At 38.3% G+C, this 16,858-nt stretch carries 21 protein-coding genes; all 21 read right to left on the bottom strand.

The window, feature by feature from the left end; all coding sequences use genetic code 11:
* Positions 1 to 57: 57 nt before the first annotated feature.
* Positions 58 to 489, bottom strand: a complete 432-nt coding sequence (locus tag NFS22_RS04995; protein ID WP_251316633.1) for a phage tail tip lysozyme — start codon at positions 487 to 489, stop codon at positions 58 to 60.
* Between the two features lie 16 nt (positions 490 to 505).
* Positions 506 to 928 carry a putative ABC transporter permease gene (locus tag NFS22_RS05000; protein ID WP_251316634.1) on the bottom strand — a complete coding sequence of 141 codons (423 nt, stop codon included), beginning with the start codon at positions 926 to 928 and terminating at the stop codon, positions 506 to 508.
* A complete protein-coding gene (locus NFS22_RS05005; protein ID WP_251316635.1) occupies positions 925 to 1,335 on the bottom strand; it encodes an isoaspartyl peptidase in 411 nt (136 codons plus the stop codon). Before NFS22_RS05005 ends, NFS22_RS05000 begins: the two co-directional genes overlap by 4 nt.
* A gap of 21 nt (positions 1,336 to 1,356) precedes the next feature.
* Positions 1,357 to 1,980, bottom strand: coding sequence for a hypothetical protein (locus NFS22_RS05010; protein WP_251316636.1), 624 nt, complete (start codon positions 1,978 to 1,980; stop codon positions 1,357 to 1,359).
* 13 nt (positions 1,981 to 1,993) lie between these two features.
* A complete protein-coding gene (locus NFS22_RS05015; protein ID WP_251316637.1) occupies positions 1,994 to 2,254 on the bottom strand; it encodes a hypothetical protein in 261 nt (86 codons plus the stop codon).
* Entirely contained in the window at positions 2,242 to 3,726 is a 1,485-nt protein-coding gene (locus NFS22_RS05020; RefSeq protein WP_251316638.1) for a reverse transcriptase domain-containing protein, read from the bottom strand. The genes NFS22_RS05015 and NFS22_RS05020 overlap by 13 nt, the downstream gene beginning before the upstream one ends.
* A gap of 371 nt (positions 3,727 to 4,097) precedes the next feature.
* The gene (locus NFS22_RS24025) at positions 4,098 to 4,259 is read right to left on the bottom strand and encodes a DUF6273 domain-containing protein (RefSeq protein WP_420908846.1); all 162 of its coding nucleotides are present in this window, start codon (positions 4,257 to 4,259) and stop codon (positions 4,098 to 4,100) included.
* A complete protein-coding gene (locus NFS22_RS05025; protein WP_251316639.1) occupies positions 4,256 to 4,897 on the bottom strand; it encodes a four helix bundle protein in 642 nt (213 codons plus the stop codon). The genes NFS22_RS24025 and NFS22_RS05025 overlap by 4 nt, the downstream gene beginning before the upstream one ends.
* A 214-nt stretch (positions 4,898 to 5,111) precedes the next feature.
* Positions 5,112 to 7,151 (bottom strand): DUF6273 domain-containing protein, encoded by a 2,040-nt coding sequence (locus NFS22_RS05030; protein ID WP_251316640.1) that lies wholly within the window; start codon positions 7,149 to 7,151, stop codon positions 5,112 to 5,114.
* Between the two features lie 12 nt (positions 7,152 to 7,163).
* Positions 7,164 to 7,565: a hypothetical protein gene (locus NFS22_RS05035; protein ID WP_251316641.1), complete on the bottom strand. Its 402-nt coding sequence runs from the start codon at positions 7,563 to 7,565 to the stop codon at positions 7,164 to 7,166.
* A 24-nt stretch (positions 7,566 to 7,589) separates the two neighbouring features.
* Entirely contained in the window at positions 7,590 to 8,042 is a 453-nt protein-coding gene (locus tag NFS22_RS05040) for a hypothetical protein (RefSeq protein WP_251316642.1), read from the bottom strand.
* 64 nt (positions 8,043 to 8,106) lie between these two features.
* Positions 8,107 to 9,246, bottom strand: a complete 1,140-nt coding sequence (locus NFS22_RS05045; RefSeq protein ID WP_251316643.1) for a hypothetical protein — start codon at positions 9,244 to 9,246, stop codon at positions 8,107 to 8,109.
* A gap of 21 nt (positions 9,247 to 9,267) precedes the next feature.
* Entirely contained in the window at positions 9,268 to 9,585 is a 318-nt protein-coding gene (locus NFS22_RS05050; RefSeq protein ID WP_251316644.1) for a hypothetical protein, read from the bottom strand.
* A gap of 21 nt (positions 9,586 to 9,606) precedes the next feature.
* On the bottom strand, positions 9,607 to 9,798 hold the full coding sequence (locus NFS22_RS05055) for a hypothetical protein (RefSeq protein WP_251316645.1): 192 nt from the start codon (positions 9,796 to 9,798) through the stop codon (positions 9,607 to 9,609).
* Positions 9,799 to 9,812: 14 nt separating this feature from the next.
* Positions 9,813 to 10,109, bottom strand: coding sequence for a hypothetical protein (locus tag NFS22_RS05060; protein WP_251316646.1), 297 nt, complete (start codon positions 10,107 to 10,109; stop codon positions 9,813 to 9,815).
* Between the two features lie 35 nt (positions 10,110 to 10,144).
* Complete coding sequence (locus NFS22_RS05065) at positions 10,145 to 11,074, bottom strand: hypothetical protein (protein WP_251316647.1); 930 nt, start codon at positions 11,072 to 11,074, stop codon at positions 10,145 to 10,147.
* Positions 11,075 to 11,102: 28 nt separating this feature from the next.
* Positions 11,103 to 11,525: a phage tail fiber protein gene (locus tag NFS22_RS05070; protein ID WP_251316648.1), complete on the bottom strand. Its 423-nt coding sequence runs from the start codon at positions 11,523 to 11,525 to the stop codon at positions 11,103 to 11,105.
* A gap of 42 nt (positions 11,526 to 11,567) precedes the next feature.
* The gene (locus tag NFS22_RS05075) at positions 11,568 to 11,936 is read right to left on the bottom strand and encodes a hypothetical protein (protein WP_251316649.1); all 369 of its coding nucleotides are present in this window, start codon (positions 11,934 to 11,936) and stop codon (positions 11,568 to 11,570) included.
* Between the two features lie 3 nt (positions 11,937 to 11,939).
* Positions 11,940 to 12,755: a phage tail domain-containing protein gene (locus tag NFS22_RS05080; protein WP_251316650.1), complete on the bottom strand. Its 816-nt coding sequence runs from the start codon at positions 12,753 to 12,755 to the stop codon at positions 11,940 to 11,942.
* A 21-nt stretch (positions 12,756 to 12,776) separates the two neighbouring features.
* A complete protein-coding gene (locus NFS22_RS05085; RefSeq protein ID WP_251316651.1) occupies positions 12,777 to 12,956 on the bottom strand; it encodes a hypothetical protein in 180 nt (59 codons plus the stop codon).
* Positions 12,957 to 16,850, bottom strand: coding sequence for a tail fiber domain-containing protein (locus NFS22_RS05090; RefSeq protein ID WP_251316652.1), 3,894 nt, complete (start codon positions 16,848 to 16,850; stop codon positions 12,957 to 12,959).
* Positions 16,851 to 16,858 lie beyond the last annotated feature (8 nt).

The raw sequence follows: 16,858 nt of genomic DNA on the forward strand, positions 1-16,858 counted from the left end.
TTTCATTTCTTCTGCCCCCTTCCCTTCTATTTTACCATACTTTCCGGGCGGGGGGGATTAAATCAGTGGTTCCTTAGAAGCCTGTCGTACAGACGTTGCGGTTTTTAAAACATTCAACACAGCAGGATAACTTGTACTTAACTCTTGATAGAAAAATTCAAGTTGCATTTCTTCATTGCCAATAGATACTTTTCTTTCTTTTGCAAAATTAAGCAAGTTCTGTTTACGACTCCAATATGTCCACTGGCACAATCCATAACCAGCTTTATCATAAATAAAGTTAGTATACGTACCATTATCAACTGCATCTGTATATTGCTGATCTGTCATACCAAATTTCTTTTCATATGTGTTCTGCAAATTGCGTGAATTTAATCCAGATTCAGCAAACAGATTACCTAATACACCAGCAATCCCAAAATCATTTAAACCCTTGCTTCTAAGAAAATTTATAATTCGCTCAATAATTGTTGCACCAATTAAGGCCATCACTATCACCTCCAGTTCACATCAGTTGATAATGTGGTTTTTCCTCTTTAAAAAGCCAATATCGTAAATAATCATCAACCACAATCGCAACAGCAGACAAAGCAATCCAAGCAAAGAAAAAAGGTAAGCAAATTTGTCCCATAATATTAAATGGCAAATTAGAATAATCCCAAATTGCAAGTCCAAGCCATACATTTAGAATCAGTCCAGCAATAAATTCAATGCCTGTTACTAAACAAGCACCAATTAATGATTGCTGTACCATGCCCATTTCCCAAGGGATATACTCATTGATTGCACCGATAGCAATAAAACAAATGCCACCAACTAAAGCCATAGTCCAATGACTGTGACCACGCCAGAGCATTTCAATACAAAAATAAATCGTGCCGCCAATCATCAGCAGCACGATCATCTTCAGCGCATTTTTAATTTTCATTTTGCACCTACCAATTTAGCAATATATTGGAGATCGAATAAAGGCGCATTATAAAATTCATAGTTCCAAAGCCAATGGTCAGCAAAATCAGAACGCTTATACTTTTGACATACAGGATCAGTCCAAACTTTATCCCATCTATCTTGATATGTAGTATCATATTCTTTTAGTTCCAGACACTTTATAATTGCCTGTGTTAAACGACCCCTTTCAAGACCATTACCATCATCATTTTGTGAAAAATAATCAAAGGCATCTTGACTTGCAACAAAGCAAATAGTTCCCTTATCACAAGTAATGTGACTGTTTACAACATTACACTCTGTTCCATAAGGGATATTTACATTGCCACATTGAGCCAATTTCTTATATCGCCTTGTCACAACGTATTTGTTATAAATTTGCATTTACACAATCTCCTTTTTATTTTAATCAAGCACTACTGTTGAACCACCAGATAAAGTAGTTAAAATCTTTTGAATCTGCGCTTGTGCAGCAGCAATATTACTTTGCATCAAAGCATTTAAATCTTCTGGCAATTCCATACCATAAACAATACCCGCTAAATCATTAACGTCAGTTGTTCGATTTACCAATACACGAAGCATATTGTTATACGTGGTATGGTATGTAATCATAGACTGAGCCGCAACATAAATTGCTACAATGTCAGATTTATTATATGTGGTGCATTCTTTTCCATCAGCATGATACGGATATTCCTCTACACCAGCCATCACAGAATAAAACATATTAGTGATATTATTCTGATCATAACTGTCCAAAGAAAAGTGTTCAGTAGTATCACCACTGTTAGATGTAGGCACATCAACGCCAGCTTCGATTGAACCATTGCAATAATTGCGAAGTTCATTCAATTTAGCTGTCCGCAATAAATTCATCATTTCGTCTGTCACAGGATTATCTTCGCTAATAGGAAAGACAGTCAGATAATCAGCAACAGTAATCTTGCAGTTCGTCAGTAATTCATTAACCTGTTCTTTGCACCACAATGCAGGATAGTATTTCTGAACCATTTCTAAAGCTGTCATATTCCATCCTCCCTTAAATAAGATTTGCCATTACTCGCATATAATCAAGTTCAGCAGTACGCTCTACTTCACTATCTAATTCAAAAATCGCAACTTGTTCACAATCCTGATAATCGGTTGAATTAGTAATGGCGTATACAATGCCGCCAGCTACAATAGCGTCTGCTTCACCTTTGGGACATTCAATATTCGTATTAGTTTCGGTAACTTTCCGAATAAAAACCACTTTCTGAAATACCCCAATCAGTTTGTCACCAGACATTAATTTATACATTCTTCATCCTCCTTATCATAAAAAGTCTCACGAATTTCCCTTAATAAGTCAAACGCTTCAGCACTTTTGCTTCTATTTTTCATACGATAATCCCAGCGATCAACCAAAGGAATAAAACCATTCATATAACGTTCATAACGTGTACGATCCAATTCTTCCATTTTGGCCTCATACTCTTTGGGAGATGTAAAATAGAACCACCCAATCTCATAATTCCATCTTGCATCTAAAGTACATTTGAACTTCTTATCCCATTCAGCCAATTCTTGTTCAAATAGACTGATAAAATACAAATCCATATCATGTACTGTTTTATAACTATCACACCTTGCAGCGTGTGACCGCCAAGATTGATAAGAAGTAAACACATCTTCTGCGCTCATCTTTCCCTCATCAACCCAACCACGAAAGATTTTTAATTTGCGCCGAATTGCTTTAATGCTATTACGGCTTAATTTAATGACAACCTTTCCAGTAGGCTCTAAGCGAACACGCATTTTAAGAAATTTAAAACTGTGATTTTTAAATGGAGTTATTTTGCACTTCTTTTCATTTAGTTCAATTCCCATTTCGTTAGAGAGTTCAACCAAAGTATCATGTAATCCTTTTAAAAACTCCAAAGAATCACTTATTACATATCCATCGTCCATATATCTCGCATATCCATGAACTCCAAGTTTGTCTTTGATGTAATGATCAATCGGGCTGGCATAATCTAAAGCAATATTCTGTGATACTTGACTACCTAATCCAACGCCACGAGGATTGTCCGGGTCATGTTCCACGCCACCCAATTCTAAGAAATCATCAATTAATTGACAACCAATTTCCTGTAATTTGGGATCAAGAATATGTTTCTTTAAACGTTCTTTCGCTTTGTCATGTGGTATCGAAGCGAAATATCCATGAAAATCAAATTGATAAATTCCACCTTCCAGACCATATAAACGATAATGATGATGCAAGAACTCAACAAGCCTTTTTAACGTCATGTCCATGCCCTTATCAGGCAAACTTGCACTATTATCATAAATGAAACTTCTGGAATAGGCTTCTGTCATGATTTCATCACAATAACATTTTTGAACACTACGATCTTGAATAACCAAAGAATTAATATCACGCTCTTTACCATGTTCAACAGTTTTGAAATGTTTGAAACCACCTGATTCATATGTGCCATTGAGAACTCGTTCTTGCAAAGAATCAGTCTGCGTCAAAAGCACTGACTTGAAATTGATAGTAGAGGTTTTCCAGTTCACTCCTTCGCAGCAGCTTTCACCAGCGTCCCACATTTTATCAAATTCAAACACATCCTCAAATGCCTTGCCGCAGACCAACCTTGCTTTTTCTTCTCGTTCTCTTTTACGCTTTTCGTATCTTTTCTGTTTTCTTTCCTCGCTTGTCATATTGCCAAAGAACAAATCCTTTCCGTATAGCCTTATCATCCACTGGCGAATACGTCTACGCATCACAACCGTATCCGTTGGCAGTTTCCGATGCTGATTTACTAAGCTACGTAACTATGCACCTATGAAATTTAAGGGAGCAACGTGCCACGGATCATTAGCCGAAGCCAATTACCGCAAGAATGAAACGGGATGCTACTTCCTTCCGACACACCGCTCAAATCAGCAAAATGTCAATAAACCATGCAAGCAGCGTCCAGATGCAAGTATCGAAAAAGTATTTTAGGATGCCATCAGGCAGAGCCACGGCATACATCCTCCTTCTGAAATAACGGATATTGTGTTCGCCAGTAAAGGCCAGTATTTTTCAGCCTATAAGGGCTACTAAGTCTAATCCAAGTTTGTGTACTAAATTTGATGCACCACAAACAGCTTCAAGAATCCGGGGCGACCCCATTGGAATTGCCAGAGTTGTTGTTACTCGCCGCTCCAGAAGTGTTGACATTGCAAAAATTGTTCGTGTTGCCAGCATTCACAGAGCGCAGCCACCAATTCGCAGGGGTTTTATCAGGATGTAACCGTTGTCGGCAATTTATTTTTCAGAGTCACCTACATCAAAAATATCTTCTGATAAAACAACCTCACTTTCAATCGCAGTATCATTTATTTCATCCTTCTTCTTGGGTTTAGGTTTACCATCACGCTTGATGTACTCCCAAAGTTCTTGTTTAAGATAATCCAAGAACTCACAGAAGAATTTGAAATTAATAAGTTTACTCCAAGATTTCTTATTCTGATATTTTTTGTAACGTTTCTTATCAGATTCAATGATTCCTTTTACCAGAGCCGCTTCGTAGTTCAAAAGCCTCGCCCATTCTTTAAAGATTCCAGATGTTTTCTTCTTATCACCAAGAAAATTATTTCCTTTTAGCACCAACGAAAATGTCACAGTAAGCAAACCACTTAATGCGAAAATTGCGGATCGTGCTTTTGCGAAATATTTTTCTCGAAGATTAAATTCTGTTTCCATCATATTATTATGAATATAGATGGAATTAGCCCGTAATACATCTTCATGAATTTCCAACGCAAGCCGGGTAATATCGTTGGTCAGACAAAACCTGTAAGATTTTGGGAACTTCTTAACTTGTTCCAGCGTATATGTAGCTAATTGTTGTGCTACTCGAATGAATTCAGCTTTTGATTCATTGCGCTTAGAAGCGTAGACAGACATTGATGATCCTCCCATTTATCATATTTAGATTATTTGCCCCACATCTAAGCAGACATGAGATTGTTTTCTCAACCCGCCCTTTATGTTAGCAGATTGTTTTCTCATTGTCAAGGGCAAATTGAGAAAATTTTCTAAGTTAAGGGGGTAAACCGTTCATCCCCCTTATCTGTCCCGGCTTACGCCTTAGACAAGATAGGGGGATTCACTGATTAGCTTAAACACAGAAGGCCGGGGCGACCCCACCGGAAGCGCCAGAGGTGTCGAAACTCGCCGCTCCAGAAGTGAAGACAAAGCAAAAATTGTTCGTGAAGCCAGCATGCACAGAGCGCAGCCACCAAGCCGCAGGGGCTGTTGTAGCACTATGGCGGTAGAACACTTTACTGTTCCCGGCTTTATAATAATCATATTGTAATTGTGAATTCTGTTCATACTGGCTGGCGTATGTTCTTACTCCCTGAACTTCAAATTCGGACAGCAACCATAAGTAGTCTGTTGTTGCAGTTATTGCACTTGCTGCGTTGGTAGTTCCACCAGTATTATCAGAATACTTTGTACAAGACTTCATGACAGCACGAAGATCACTTGGCAAAGCAGCCAAAAATGTATTTGCGGCTGGGCTTGTTGGGCTGTTAGCGGAACCTAACAAAGTCTTGCGCATATGGCTATTATTCCAGCCTCCAGAGTTTGTACTACTACTGGAGCCAGATGCAGGATTCATGGTAAAAGAACCCTGATTTGCATTATAACTACCATAAGTGCTATCAACAAAGCAAATCGGATTACCGCCATTACTGACTTTACCAATCTGGAAATGAATACGATTTGCGCCTTCTTTTGCACTATTATGATCAAAGCCCAAAATGAAAGCCCACACATTCATATTGATTGTAGTAGAACCAATAGTGCCATTAACAGCAATTTGCTTTGCATCACCAACATTCCAATAAGTTGAAGCCACACCAGCATCAGACACTTGCTTAATCTGCGCCCAAGTATAACTATTGAGTGCATTACCAGATGCAGGAATAAACTCAGCTTTGACAGTAATTGTCTTATTTGAAGGTGCATTATAATTAGTGCCAGCCGCAACTGCAACAGTAATTGTCGCCGTACCAGACTTCTTATTGACATGGCTAATAGTAATTACATTGCCACTGATAGAAACTGTAGCAACACTGGTATCACTGGACGTAACAGAAATTTTACCATCACCAGCACGTGTCACAGTCACGGTATCAGTTAATTTATCAGTATTCAGTGTCACAGTAGTTTTACTCAGGCTTAAACTGCCAGCCGCTTTACCGATTGTCCAAGAAACTTCCTTTGATCCAGTGCTGCCATCAGACCAGCAATAATCATCAGTTGGCGTAAATGTGGCTTTATATGTACCAGCGGCAGTCTGTTTGATAACGCCACCGATAGTCAACTGATCAGTATTATAATTGCTGAATGTAGGTGTAAGTTCTGCCCCTGTATAAGTTAATGTACCACTTTGAGCAGGAACCGCAGACAGCTTAGTTTTATTAGGAATTGCGGTAATCTGACCAGCCGTACTTGCGTTTACTGCACCTTCAGCAGAAATGGGGAATAGGGCAAAATAATAAGTAGTTCCGTTTGTGAGGCCAGTCACCTCCAGCGGACTACTTTTGTGTGCATTTCGAGTTGTACTGTTTAAAGCCAGTGTACCATCTTCAGGAGATGTAGGATAACCGCCAGTCTTATAAACCACCTTTGTACTTGCCCATGTAGAGAGCGTCACACCATCAGTTACCTTAGTTGCAGCAGGATCAGTCCATGTAAGCTGAACACGACCATTCAACTGTGCGGCAACCGCCAAAGCAGACACATCACCAGTAGGAACAGGATTAGGTGTAATTGTCACCTCGTTTGCAGGATTATCAGCATAAGTATTTGTGGTAGAATATGGGAAGAACTTGTAATAATATGTCACGCCATCACTCAAACCACTATCACAAAAATACTGTGTCTTATATGCGTCACGAGTTTTATTATCAAGAACGACTGTACCATCACGGCGACTTGCTGGCATAGAACCTGCCTTACGAACCAGCAATGTACCAGCCCATGCAGCAAGAGTAGCATCACCAACAACCGTATCAATAGGATCGGTCCATTTCAAGTATGCTTTACCTGAAGCAGCCAACGTAGCAAGGCCAGTCACAGGAGCCAGAGGAATCCCGCCACCGCCACCAGAACCGCCACTACCAGTTGGGAAAATAGAAACAATAGGCATATATAACCTCCTTTAACCAAGAAGAATAATTGTCACAGGAATATCACGTGTAGGCTTATCACCGTATGCTGTAACAGTCAAAGAACCATCTGCTTGATCGCTAATACGCATATCAGCAGCCACAACATCTTCAAGCTGTTCAGTTGTGATATTTTGCCCGATAGTAATAATGCCGTTTTGGTCTGCGGTAAGCCCTTCGACAGAAATTGTTTGAACATACGGAGAATCATCACTCCATGCAGACATAAGCAAAACAGCATTGATTGCTACACTAAGATTGGCTTTTTCACCAAGGGCGGTATCAATTTTTTCCATATTGGAATTTGAGTTGCCATTGATGCTTTCACGCCATTCTTTAAATTTTGTCTGGTCATTATCTGTGAGTGCCAGATCATAGTTTTTCGTTGCGCTCAAAATAAAACACCACCCTTCCTTGAATTAACCAAGCAGAGTGATGAGGATAGGAATATCAATTTGTGGTGTATCTCCACGACAGGAAATTGTAATAGAACCATCTGCTTGAGCAGTTACAAACATTTCAGCGGCAACCACAGCTTCATACTGTGCATCACTAAATGCTTGTGGTAAAGTTACATAACCATTCTGATTAGCCATAATAGCAGATACAGAGACAGTTTGTTGCCCACTTACCCAAGCACTTGCCAGTAACGTAGCATTCACTGTTGTACTCGGTTCACAACTTTCAGCCCCATCAAAAGGCAATTCGTTATATCGTTTATTACCATATCCTGTTTTATGACGTGTACTACCATCCGTAAAAATTACTGTAATTTGTTCGCCATCCAGCAAAATAGGATTCTTAGCTGTCCAATTTGCAACAGTATCACGCCGCTGTTGAATTGCGGATACCTTTACGACCTTTTCAGCCATTCACTTCACCTCCGCTTTTAGAATAAAAAGGGGAAGGTTTTCACCTCCCCCAATTAGCTTTTAATTACGCATTACCGCCATCAAGAATGATAGTGTCGGTGTCATGCACCACAGTATCAGGCAGAGTGTAAACAGTAGTCTCAGTACCACCAATCTTCACATTGCCGTTAGTATCGGAGGCTTCAACCTTAGTTGCGCCCTCTGCAACACCATCCAGCTTAGTCTTATCGGTAGCAGACATAGCACCAGCAGCAGTAGTAGTAGCCTCGTCCAACTCCAGACCAGCCGCACCAACCTTCAGGCCATTGGCATTCGTACCCAGCTTAATAGCAATGACATTGGTTGCAGAAATCTCAATACCATCACCAGCGGTATACTCATCAACCAAATCCTGAACAGACAGATAGATGTGAGACTCATTGCCATCACCGCCAACAGTGTTCACAACAAAGTCAATGTACTTGTCACCCACAACAGCACCAGCGTAAGGATCATCAGCGGCGGCAACCACCTTAATATCGGCAGACTTCACCAGATAGTCCTTTGGAATGTTAATATCAGCACCAACCACAGTGCCATCCACTGTCACCTGATAAGAAGCAATATAACCAGCATTTGCAGTTGCCTTCTTCACCACATCAACAGTGCGATCCTTAACATACAGGCCATCATCCTTTTTCTCCAAACCATTATCAGCCTCGGCAGACATATTCACACCGATAGTCTTAGCATCCGCATCAACAGTAACAGAGCCATCAGCAGCGGTGTAAGTAGTATCAGCAGTAGTAATCCGCACAACCTCAGTATAATCCTCGTCAGCCAAAGCCTTCGCAGACAGAATCAGGATATGCGGATCAGTAGCATCCTGCTCCAGCTTATATTGAGTATCGGTGTCCTGTACCTTACCAGCAATATATGTGTCAATATTTTTAATCTCTTTTGCCTCATACACGGGCTTAGTAGCAGCCTTTGCCCATTCAGGAACATCCCCCGCCAGAGCTGTAATATAAGGCAAATCATTAAAAGCAGTAGTGCCATCACCCAGCTTCAGCAAAATAGCGGCCTTAGTACCAGCATCAGTATCGGCGGGGATCAGCACAACAATAGGCTCATTCACAGCATAAATAGCATTCTTGGCCTCTAAATTAGCTAAAGTATCACCACGAAGTTTATACTGAACAGCAATAGTCTTAGTAGTAGCCATAATCAATACCTCCTAATATTTTTAAACGTTACCATCAAGAATGATGTAATCACCATTATCTTGCTTTAATTTGTTTACATTCAACGAAACGACCTCCATTGTGCCGTCTTTGCCAATAGTAACCATGTTTTCTGAATCACTGGATTTTACTATACCAGCCGTAGTTGCATCACCAATAGGAACATTAACAGTGACACCTTCTTGGATTGTTTTATCTAATTCTGTAAATTTATTCTGAACATTTTTGAAGTTATCGTTAATCTTTCGTGCAACTTCGGAACCAGAATCAGAATTAGCCTGTGTTGTTCCTGCTCTTAACAACTCATAAACGAAATTCATTCAATCAGTCACCGCCTCCCTTTAAGCATACAGAATATAATCTGAACGTAATTCAGCGGTATTAAAAAGGAACCCTTTATAGTCCTCTGGCTGTCCTACTGGAGCAAAGCAGCTACCAGTAATAACAGGATCATCACCGCCTCCGGGCGGCTCATACGGAGGGCTGTGAACGGGATAGAATACACCCCAATAGAAACCATAGGCCATAGACATATCACATCACCGCCTTAATAAATAAAACAAATGATACAATCGCTTACAGGCTTTTTGAATTTTACTTCTTTGATTTCTGCGGTATTTGTACCACCAAGAGCAATACTTGAAAAATTGCCCAAACCATCAGTTGTGTACTCAAACCCATCCATAATAAATTCAGTATAAGCCGCTGTTTTCATGGTGATATGATATAATTTGTCAGCACGTGAACTTGGCTCCACCTTTTTAATTTCCGCTAAACAACGTTCAACAACATTCTCGTTTGCAAGGAAATTTTGATGGATCAATCCACCTTGTTTTCTTACCATTACTTCACCACCTTTTATAAATCGAGTTCTTTATGTTATTCTGTAATTATCACATAATCGACTTCGTTCAAAGTCATATTATCAAAATCACTCAAAGTAAGATCGTCCATTTCAGATAACAACCGATAACGTTTCAAGCCTGCGCTTGCCTCACAGTCTAAATACATTTCAGATTGTCCAGAAATAAACTGAATCAAAACTTCTGTCATTTCCACAAGTAGATTCAAGGAATTGTCAATCTCAATAAACTTTTGCAGTTGCCAATCTATATCTGCATTTGCACTTAGATACATTTCGGATTCCACACCATACAACACCTTTTTTAAAATATACTTTTCAATAGGTGATGCACTCATATATGAAATTGCTTGACCAGCGATTGTAAGCAAATAAAAAATATCTGTTGGCTCAACATCAAGAAACATTTCAGATTCATCTATCCCAATGTTTTTCACGCTTGCAAAATCAATATCTGCCAACAATTCTGCATCATTTATAATCTTCTCGAAACTGTATTTCAAAGCATCAAGTTCATTAACCAGTAATTGCATATCAAACTCAACATTGCCGAATGAATGAGCAATATAATAATCAAGCGGATCAACAGCAATTTCCAGAGAAGAATCGCCTCCAGTGAATGATTTTTCTGTAACATCAAGTTCACTTGCAAACGAAACCATTTCTGTTTCCCCACCTGTAATTACTTGGTTCACCAAATCCATATCAACATCCACATAAAATTCATTATGAATTTTTTCTGCAACAATTTCTAAAATATTTTCCATTGTTGTGTCCAAAATCATTGAAGCATCAATCTTCAAACTCTTGCGCACTTCAATATCATCTAATGTCGCATATATGTATAGCCAATCATAAATTGAAAAAGAATCTCTTTGAACTAATTGCGTGATAATAACATCAATTTCGGTGAGCCGCTTCTTTAAATAAACATCAAATGATTGCAATTATCTCACCTACTTTCTTTGAATAATTTTACGTGGTTGGAACTGCTGGTGCTGCTGGATTTGCCAAGGTCAGCTTCAAGCTACCTGTTTTAACCATAACGATTGTTGCAGTTTCAACGCTTCGAGCCTGTGATAATACATTAAACATAAGCAAATTACCGTTAGTAGGCGCATCGTATAAAACAAAATGCGTCACTGTACCCCAACTTGCAGAACTCTCAGGAAAAGAAATCTCATTCTTATTAGTAATTACACCATTTGCAGGAACATCTAAAGATGTTAATTCTACACGTGCATATCCAGCCGATGCAAGAGGTTCAGTTGCACCAGAACCATCTACATCAGGAGCGGAAGAACTTAAACCAAGATATACTTTACTTGGCAATCCCGGACTTGTTTGCGTTTTAAAAACGTTGCCCATAATACAGTTCAGAAAATATGTAGAAGTCATATCTTACTCTCAACCTCACTTTCATAATATTTTTTGGTTTATCTATTTCAAAAAACTTTCATTGATGTTATGTACAATTTGCAAGAATCCCTGATTAGGGACTTCTACTTCTCCATCAACATCTTTGATAGTGATTTGATAAATGTATTTTCCGTGTAATCCCAAAGTATCACGTGGTTCTAAATCGACCGCAGCAACATTTTTCACTTCATCATCACCAATAAGAAATGTAAGTGGCTTTGAAATTAACGGATCGCCAGTCTGATCAGAATAATCAACGACAGCAAAGTTGCCAGTACAACCATCTGCATTAAATGGGACTTTAGCCATTGTGAATAAATGCCAGTGAAAAGTATTGGACTGGCCTGAAACGAACATTACTTCTGGCATTGTGTAAATATCACGCCTCATAAATCACCCTCCACAATCCACAGGAAATTCACAAATGAAATCCAAAATGCAATTACCTGTTACACGTATTTTGTTCATGCCTTTTTTCAATGGAAACCAATTAAAATTGCAATATTGATATAAGTTAGAATAGGCATCATCAGAAGATTCAATTATGCTCAAATCATTATCAATCGAAATTGTCAAGAAATAACTTTGTGGCAATCCAGAGAATTTCAACTCCGAATTACCACAAGATTGATTAACTATTGAAATTGTATTGCTGCCATTTAGTTGAATTTTCATTTTTGGATAATAAAGTCGATTAATAGTAGCACGACTAATCAGTTGAATATTTGAAACACCACTACATGAATAATTGAAACTCTTAGGAAACATATATCCATATGGTGAATCGCAAGTTACTTTTGCTGTAAACGCCCACGGCAACCAAGATAATTGAATCGGCTGTAAGTCACTGATTACACAATGATAACGAATCATTTCTAAATCTGGCTGTTCAATCTCCAGCCAATGATATGTATTGTGTCCAGCTAACCAGTTTGCGATAGCATTCATCTCATAGCGATCCAAATGCTCATCCATGCTTAGTATCTCCGATGGATCGACACCAAAAACTAAATTAAATTCAAGTGGACTTTCAAATGATCTACCATATAAAAAAGTCCGTCCCTTGGACGAAATCACATCAGTTTGTAATTTGCCTGTACTGGCAAAGGGAGTAGCTTCATTGGTATTCCCATCAATATCAAAAATCCGTAGTCCAAATTGTTCACATGGGATTCTATTGAAAGAAAACCGCTTTGCGATAAACCCCATCTACTCACCTCACAATCAATTTTACTCTGTCTTTTTCTCTCCTTCATTCTGCTTTGCTTCATCCTGCAAAGCAATACGAATTTCATTCAGAATTGCATAACACCCCGCCAAATTGCCAGCATTTTGAATCCCCATTACAGAAATATTGTCAAGAGCCTTACATACAGCATCGACCCTATTTAAAATTTCTACTTTTTCCATTTAGTCATCCTCCTTAATTTGACATTTCAAGCGTTCAATTTCTTTAAATAACTTTTGAATCATGTGAACGCACACAGGAATTATTTCGCCATATCTAATTCCATAATAAGTTTGCAATTCGCTATTTTCATCTTCACGTTCAAATGTTTCTAATAAGGCAAGTTCATCTTCTGACAAACCACATTCATTCCGCACAGCTTCAACGTCTTGAGCAATAAACCCAATATGCCGCTTTTTATCTTCTTGCTTATTCAAAAGAAATGATGCAGGATTAAGTTTCAAGAAAAAATCTTCATATCTGTCGATATTGTATAGAATATTGTTCTTAAATCTTCTATCAGAATCTACAGTGATTTCACGATTTGCATGAATACTACTACCAGCACAATAAAACTGCGCACTACCCCCTGACATTAATGCTCCCGCATTACTCACAAAAACATAATAATCAGCATATGGGCCAGCAGAGCCATACATTTTTGCTCCATTGGTGACACGAATTCCATCACTACCTTGAGCGCAACAAAAACCGCCAGTTCTTGTTCCTAATGTAACAATATCAGCATCAATCGTGCCAGACCTAATATAATTCGCATTAATATAAAGTCTACCGCCATAAGAATCACTAAAAATCCCGAATCGTGTTCCGCCACTTGTTAAAACATTAAAAACATTCAAATCATTACATCTATTATCCCAAGCAAAATTATAAGCATCATTGGCGTAACGATATGCGGCATCCGCATCATCAAGAGCATCATAAGCAAGATTGTATGCACCATTAGCACGTGTATACGCATCTCCAGCATATCTCCAAGCATCATCAGCATAGTTGTAGGCTCCGTTTGCACGTTGATATGCCTGACTCATAGTAGGATTGATTTCATCAACTGTCGCCCAATTTATTGAACTTCCTGCTCCCATTGTGATATTACCATTAATAGTAACAGCACCATTATCTGTCACTTGGAACGTAACAGCGTTTGTTGACTTGTTTCTAATGGTAATACCATACAGATCAAGATAGTCAGAATCAATCTTAGAAGAACTGGTTGCCAAGTTATTACTGCCAGATGTATTTGTCAGAATATTTCTGCCACCAATATACAGTGAAGAAGCATCAACACGGCCTTTAATATCTGCACTTTTCGCTCTCATGTTTCCGTTTGCATCAACATAGAAATTTGGATTAGTAGCAGTACCACCGATACTCAAATTGCCCTGCGAATCAACACGAAATGCAGTAGGGCCACCAACCTCAAGTGAACCTCTAAAAATACCAGCAACAGCGTCAATCGTACCTTTTAAGTACACGTCACCATACATATCAATCCAGAAATTTGCATTAGGTGTATCATTGGATGCTAAGTTTGCAATTCTTGTTACGCTGCGGTTATTTGCTGTCCTGACACCCGTTGGCTGTCCTTTAGAATTGTAATAGAACATAGTGTTCTTATCGCCACCACCAACAATACCAAATACGGCTCCTAAATCAATTCTGCCACCAGTGCTACCATAGAGATTAAACGAAGCATTATGCAGCGAAGCACCTTCTCCATCCATCTTGAAAACGGCAACACCACCATCAGTCTTTTCGCTTTCAATAATCAGGTTGTTACCAGCAAGAATAGTTCCTACCAGAGCAGGAGTTACAATGCCATATAACGATCCCAAGTTCTTGTCTACAAATTCACCGATACCGATAGTCGCAGAGTTCCATCCATCGTTTGTAAACATCAAGGCATTATGAGCCATCCAGATTTGCTTTGGACTATAGCCACCACTTGCCTCATCATACTTCCGACAGCGTAACCCAGCTTGATCAATAGTGATTTCGTTATGTGTACCAGACAGAATCATATTCTTCATTGTATCAAGAGCAGAATCCATAAACTTCTTGATATTGGTATTAGCACCACTATTAACGAAATTACTGTAATTATATTGGTTAAAATCCAGAGTTTTGCTGACAGATACAGATTGATCCAAATTATCTAACCAACTGAATTTTCCATTTTTCACTTGAAAATCACTTGCAAATTCCAACTCAAGTTGTGTTAAATCATCAAATTCAACTGACACACCAGTTACAATAGGCTCAATTACCCCCATATTTAAATGCAAGTAAATTCTTTCTCCTAATGTAAACTCTTTTGCAAACGAAATGAAATCATCTATTGCAAAAAAATTTGAACTGTCAACTTCAAAGTGATATACTGGATATGCCTTTATATCAAGAGTTTCTTTGCCATATTCAAACAAATCCCATGCAATCGACATTCTTTGATATTCGCTTGTTTCATAAGTCATATATGCAGTTGTAGCAGATGTGCTAATCCGAATAGATGTATTGCCATAAGACACATTCGTATATAATCTGCCAGTCAACGATAATGTTCCACTTGGAAATGTATTGCCATTAATTGAGCCTTGGTTCAAATACAATGACATAATAAAAGTATTATCACGATTGACTTGCAATGTTCCATTTACAACATCTGCATTCAATTTAAGTTGAGAATCATTAACATTGATAGAACCGCCACGAATAGTATAAAATGTAATATCACTCGTATAAGTTGCTGGTCTAACATCTGTGCAATTTGTAATATTGAACACAGACGATAATCCGCGAGTTACACTTGATTCAGACGAATAACTATCTACTTCGCTCGCCACAAAAGAACTGTCAGTTAAACTACCGCACTTAAAGTAACGGTCTAAAATTTTCAATTCGTTATCTGTAAAAAACGAAGAAAATGCCGTTTCCTTATTTATCTGTTTCAACTGACTTGTATAGTTATTGATTTGATTTTGAATTGTGGTAAGTAAACTTTTCTGAGAATTAATCTCACTTTCTTTAGACCTTATTTGCGAATTGACAGTATTTAATTTCGATTGCAAAGAACTATCCATTGCAACGGCCTGAAGCAATGCAGCCTTTTGTGATTCAAGTCCCGTTAATTCACCTTGCATATCTGTCAAAACGGCACTCTCGGTAGCATAACGTGAAATTTGCATATTTTGAGCAATGACTATGGAATAATACAAGGTCTGGTAACTTTCGAATGTTGTTTTCCAACGATTCCACTTTTGAATAATGTCTGCTGAAAAATATCCCTCATTCATATATGAATCCAAATTGTAAATTCGATTTTCTCCCATTGGATTCACACTACGAATATCAACACCATCTGCTCCGTTTACATCCAGCACTGTAAATAAATCATCAATATCTTCTTCGACCACAATTTCTTTTGCAAGATTACTGGTTGAAATGTAAACTGGTTTCGCTGGGACAGCATCATATTTACTACGTACATTAATTTTACGATTATAAGTATCAAAATCAAAAACGCATTCATATGTCTTTTCTAACTCTGATTTCATAAAATCATAAATAGATGAGCCATCTACACTAAATGTACGATACTTACCAATTAAACTTGAAGAAACTGTACCAATGCTCCAAGAAGGCATCTCTGACAAAATAATGCCTAAAATAGTGCTATCTGGTGTGAATGGATTCCAAAAGTTATATGTACCTTCTTCCAATGAGATACTTTTATTTGTGAATTCATATTCCAATGAATAGCCTGAACAAGTTTTACTTGCTTTTACGCCATTATCATTTTCTTCTGGCTTTCGCAAAGTAAATTGTCCAAATCCCTCAACATCAATAATTCTCAAGCCAGTCAGAAGATCATATTCACTTAGTTTCTTTCCATTGACGTGTGATGGATATTCAAAAGAAATTTCAGATATTTCATTATATCTAATCTCTGCCGTTGGTTTTATAATATGTCCTAAAACACCGATTGCTTTTCCATCAAAATTTCGCAAAATGAAATTCGGACGTTTACGAAAATCTATCTTTGAAAAATTAACAACCAAACAATGAC

Source organism: Flintibacter muris, assembly GCF_943192995.1.
Classification (GTDB): Bacteria; Bacillota; Clostridia; order Oscillospirales; family Oscillospiraceae; genus Lawsonibacter; species Lawsonibacter muris.

Bases quoted from the DNA above. Each gene is read 5' to 3' on its own strand.
- NFS22_RS05055 (WP_251316645.1), bottom strand. From the start codon at position 9,798: ATGTCTATGGCCTATGGTTTCTATTGGGGTGTATTCTATCCCGTTCAC.
- NFS22_RS05005 (WP_251316635.1), bottom strand. From the start codon at position 1,335: ATGCAAATTTATAACAAATACGTTGTGACAAGGCGATATAAGAAATTG.
- NFS22_RS05080 (WP_251316650.1), bottom strand. From the start codon at position 12,755: ATGGGGTTTATCGCAAAGCGGTTTTCTTTCAATAGAATCCCATGTGAA.
- NFS22_RS05085 (WP_251316651.1), bottom strand. From the start codon at position 12,956: ATGGAAAAAGTAGAAATTTTAAATAGGGTCGATGCTGTATGTAAGGCT.
- NFS22_RS05015 (WP_251316637.1), bottom strand. From the start codon at position 2,254: ATGTATAAATTAATGTCTGGTGACAAACTGATTGGGGTATTTCAGAAA.
- NFS22_RS05025 (WP_251316639.1), bottom strand. From the start codon at position 4,897: ATGTCTGTCTACGCTTCTAAGCGCAATGAATCAAAAGCTGAATTCATT.
- NFS22_RS05050 (WP_251316644.1), bottom strand. From the start codon at position 9,585: ATGAATTTCGTTTATGAGTTGTTAAGAGCAGGAACAACACAGGCTAAT.
- NFS22_RS05000 (WP_251316634.1), bottom strand. From the start codon at position 928: ATGAAAATTAAAAATGCGCTGAAGATGATCGTGCTGCTGATGATTGGC.
- NFS22_RS04995 (WP_251316633.1), bottom strand. From the start codon at position 489: ATGGCCTTAATTGGTGCAACAATTATTGAGCGAATTATAAATTTTCTT.
- NFS22_RS05040 (WP_251316642.1), bottom strand. From the start codon at position 8,042: ATGGCTGAAAAGGTCGTAAAGGTATCCGCAATTCAACAGCGGCGTGAT.
- NFS22_RS05060 (WP_251316646.1), bottom strand. From the start codon at position 10,109: ATGGTAAGAAAACAAGGTGGATTGATCCATCAAAATTTCCTTGCAAAC.
- NFS22_RS05020 (WP_251316638.1), bottom strand. From the start codon at position 3,726: ATGCGTAGACGTATTCGCCAGTGGATGATAAGGCTATACGGAAAGGAT.
- NFS22_RS05010 (WP_251316636.1), bottom strand. From the start codon at position 1,980: ATGACAGCTTTAGAAATGGTTCAGAAATACTATCCTGCATTGTGGTGC.
- NFS22_RS05070 (WP_251316648.1), bottom strand. From the start codon at position 11,525: ATGACTTCTACATATTTTCTGAACTGTATTATGGGCAACGTTTTTAAA.
- NFS22_RS05075 (WP_251316649.1), bottom strand. From the start codon at position 11,936: ATGAGGCGTGATATTTACACAATGCCAGAAGTAATGTTCGTTTCAGGC.
- NFS22_RS05030 (WP_251316640.1), bottom strand. From the start codon at position 7,151: ATGCCTATTGTTTCTATTTTCCCAACTGGTAGTGGCGGTTCTGGTGGC.
- NFS22_RS05045 (WP_251316643.1), bottom strand. From the start codon at position 9,246: ATGGCTACTACTAAGACTATTGCTGTTCAGTATAAACTTCGTGGTGAT.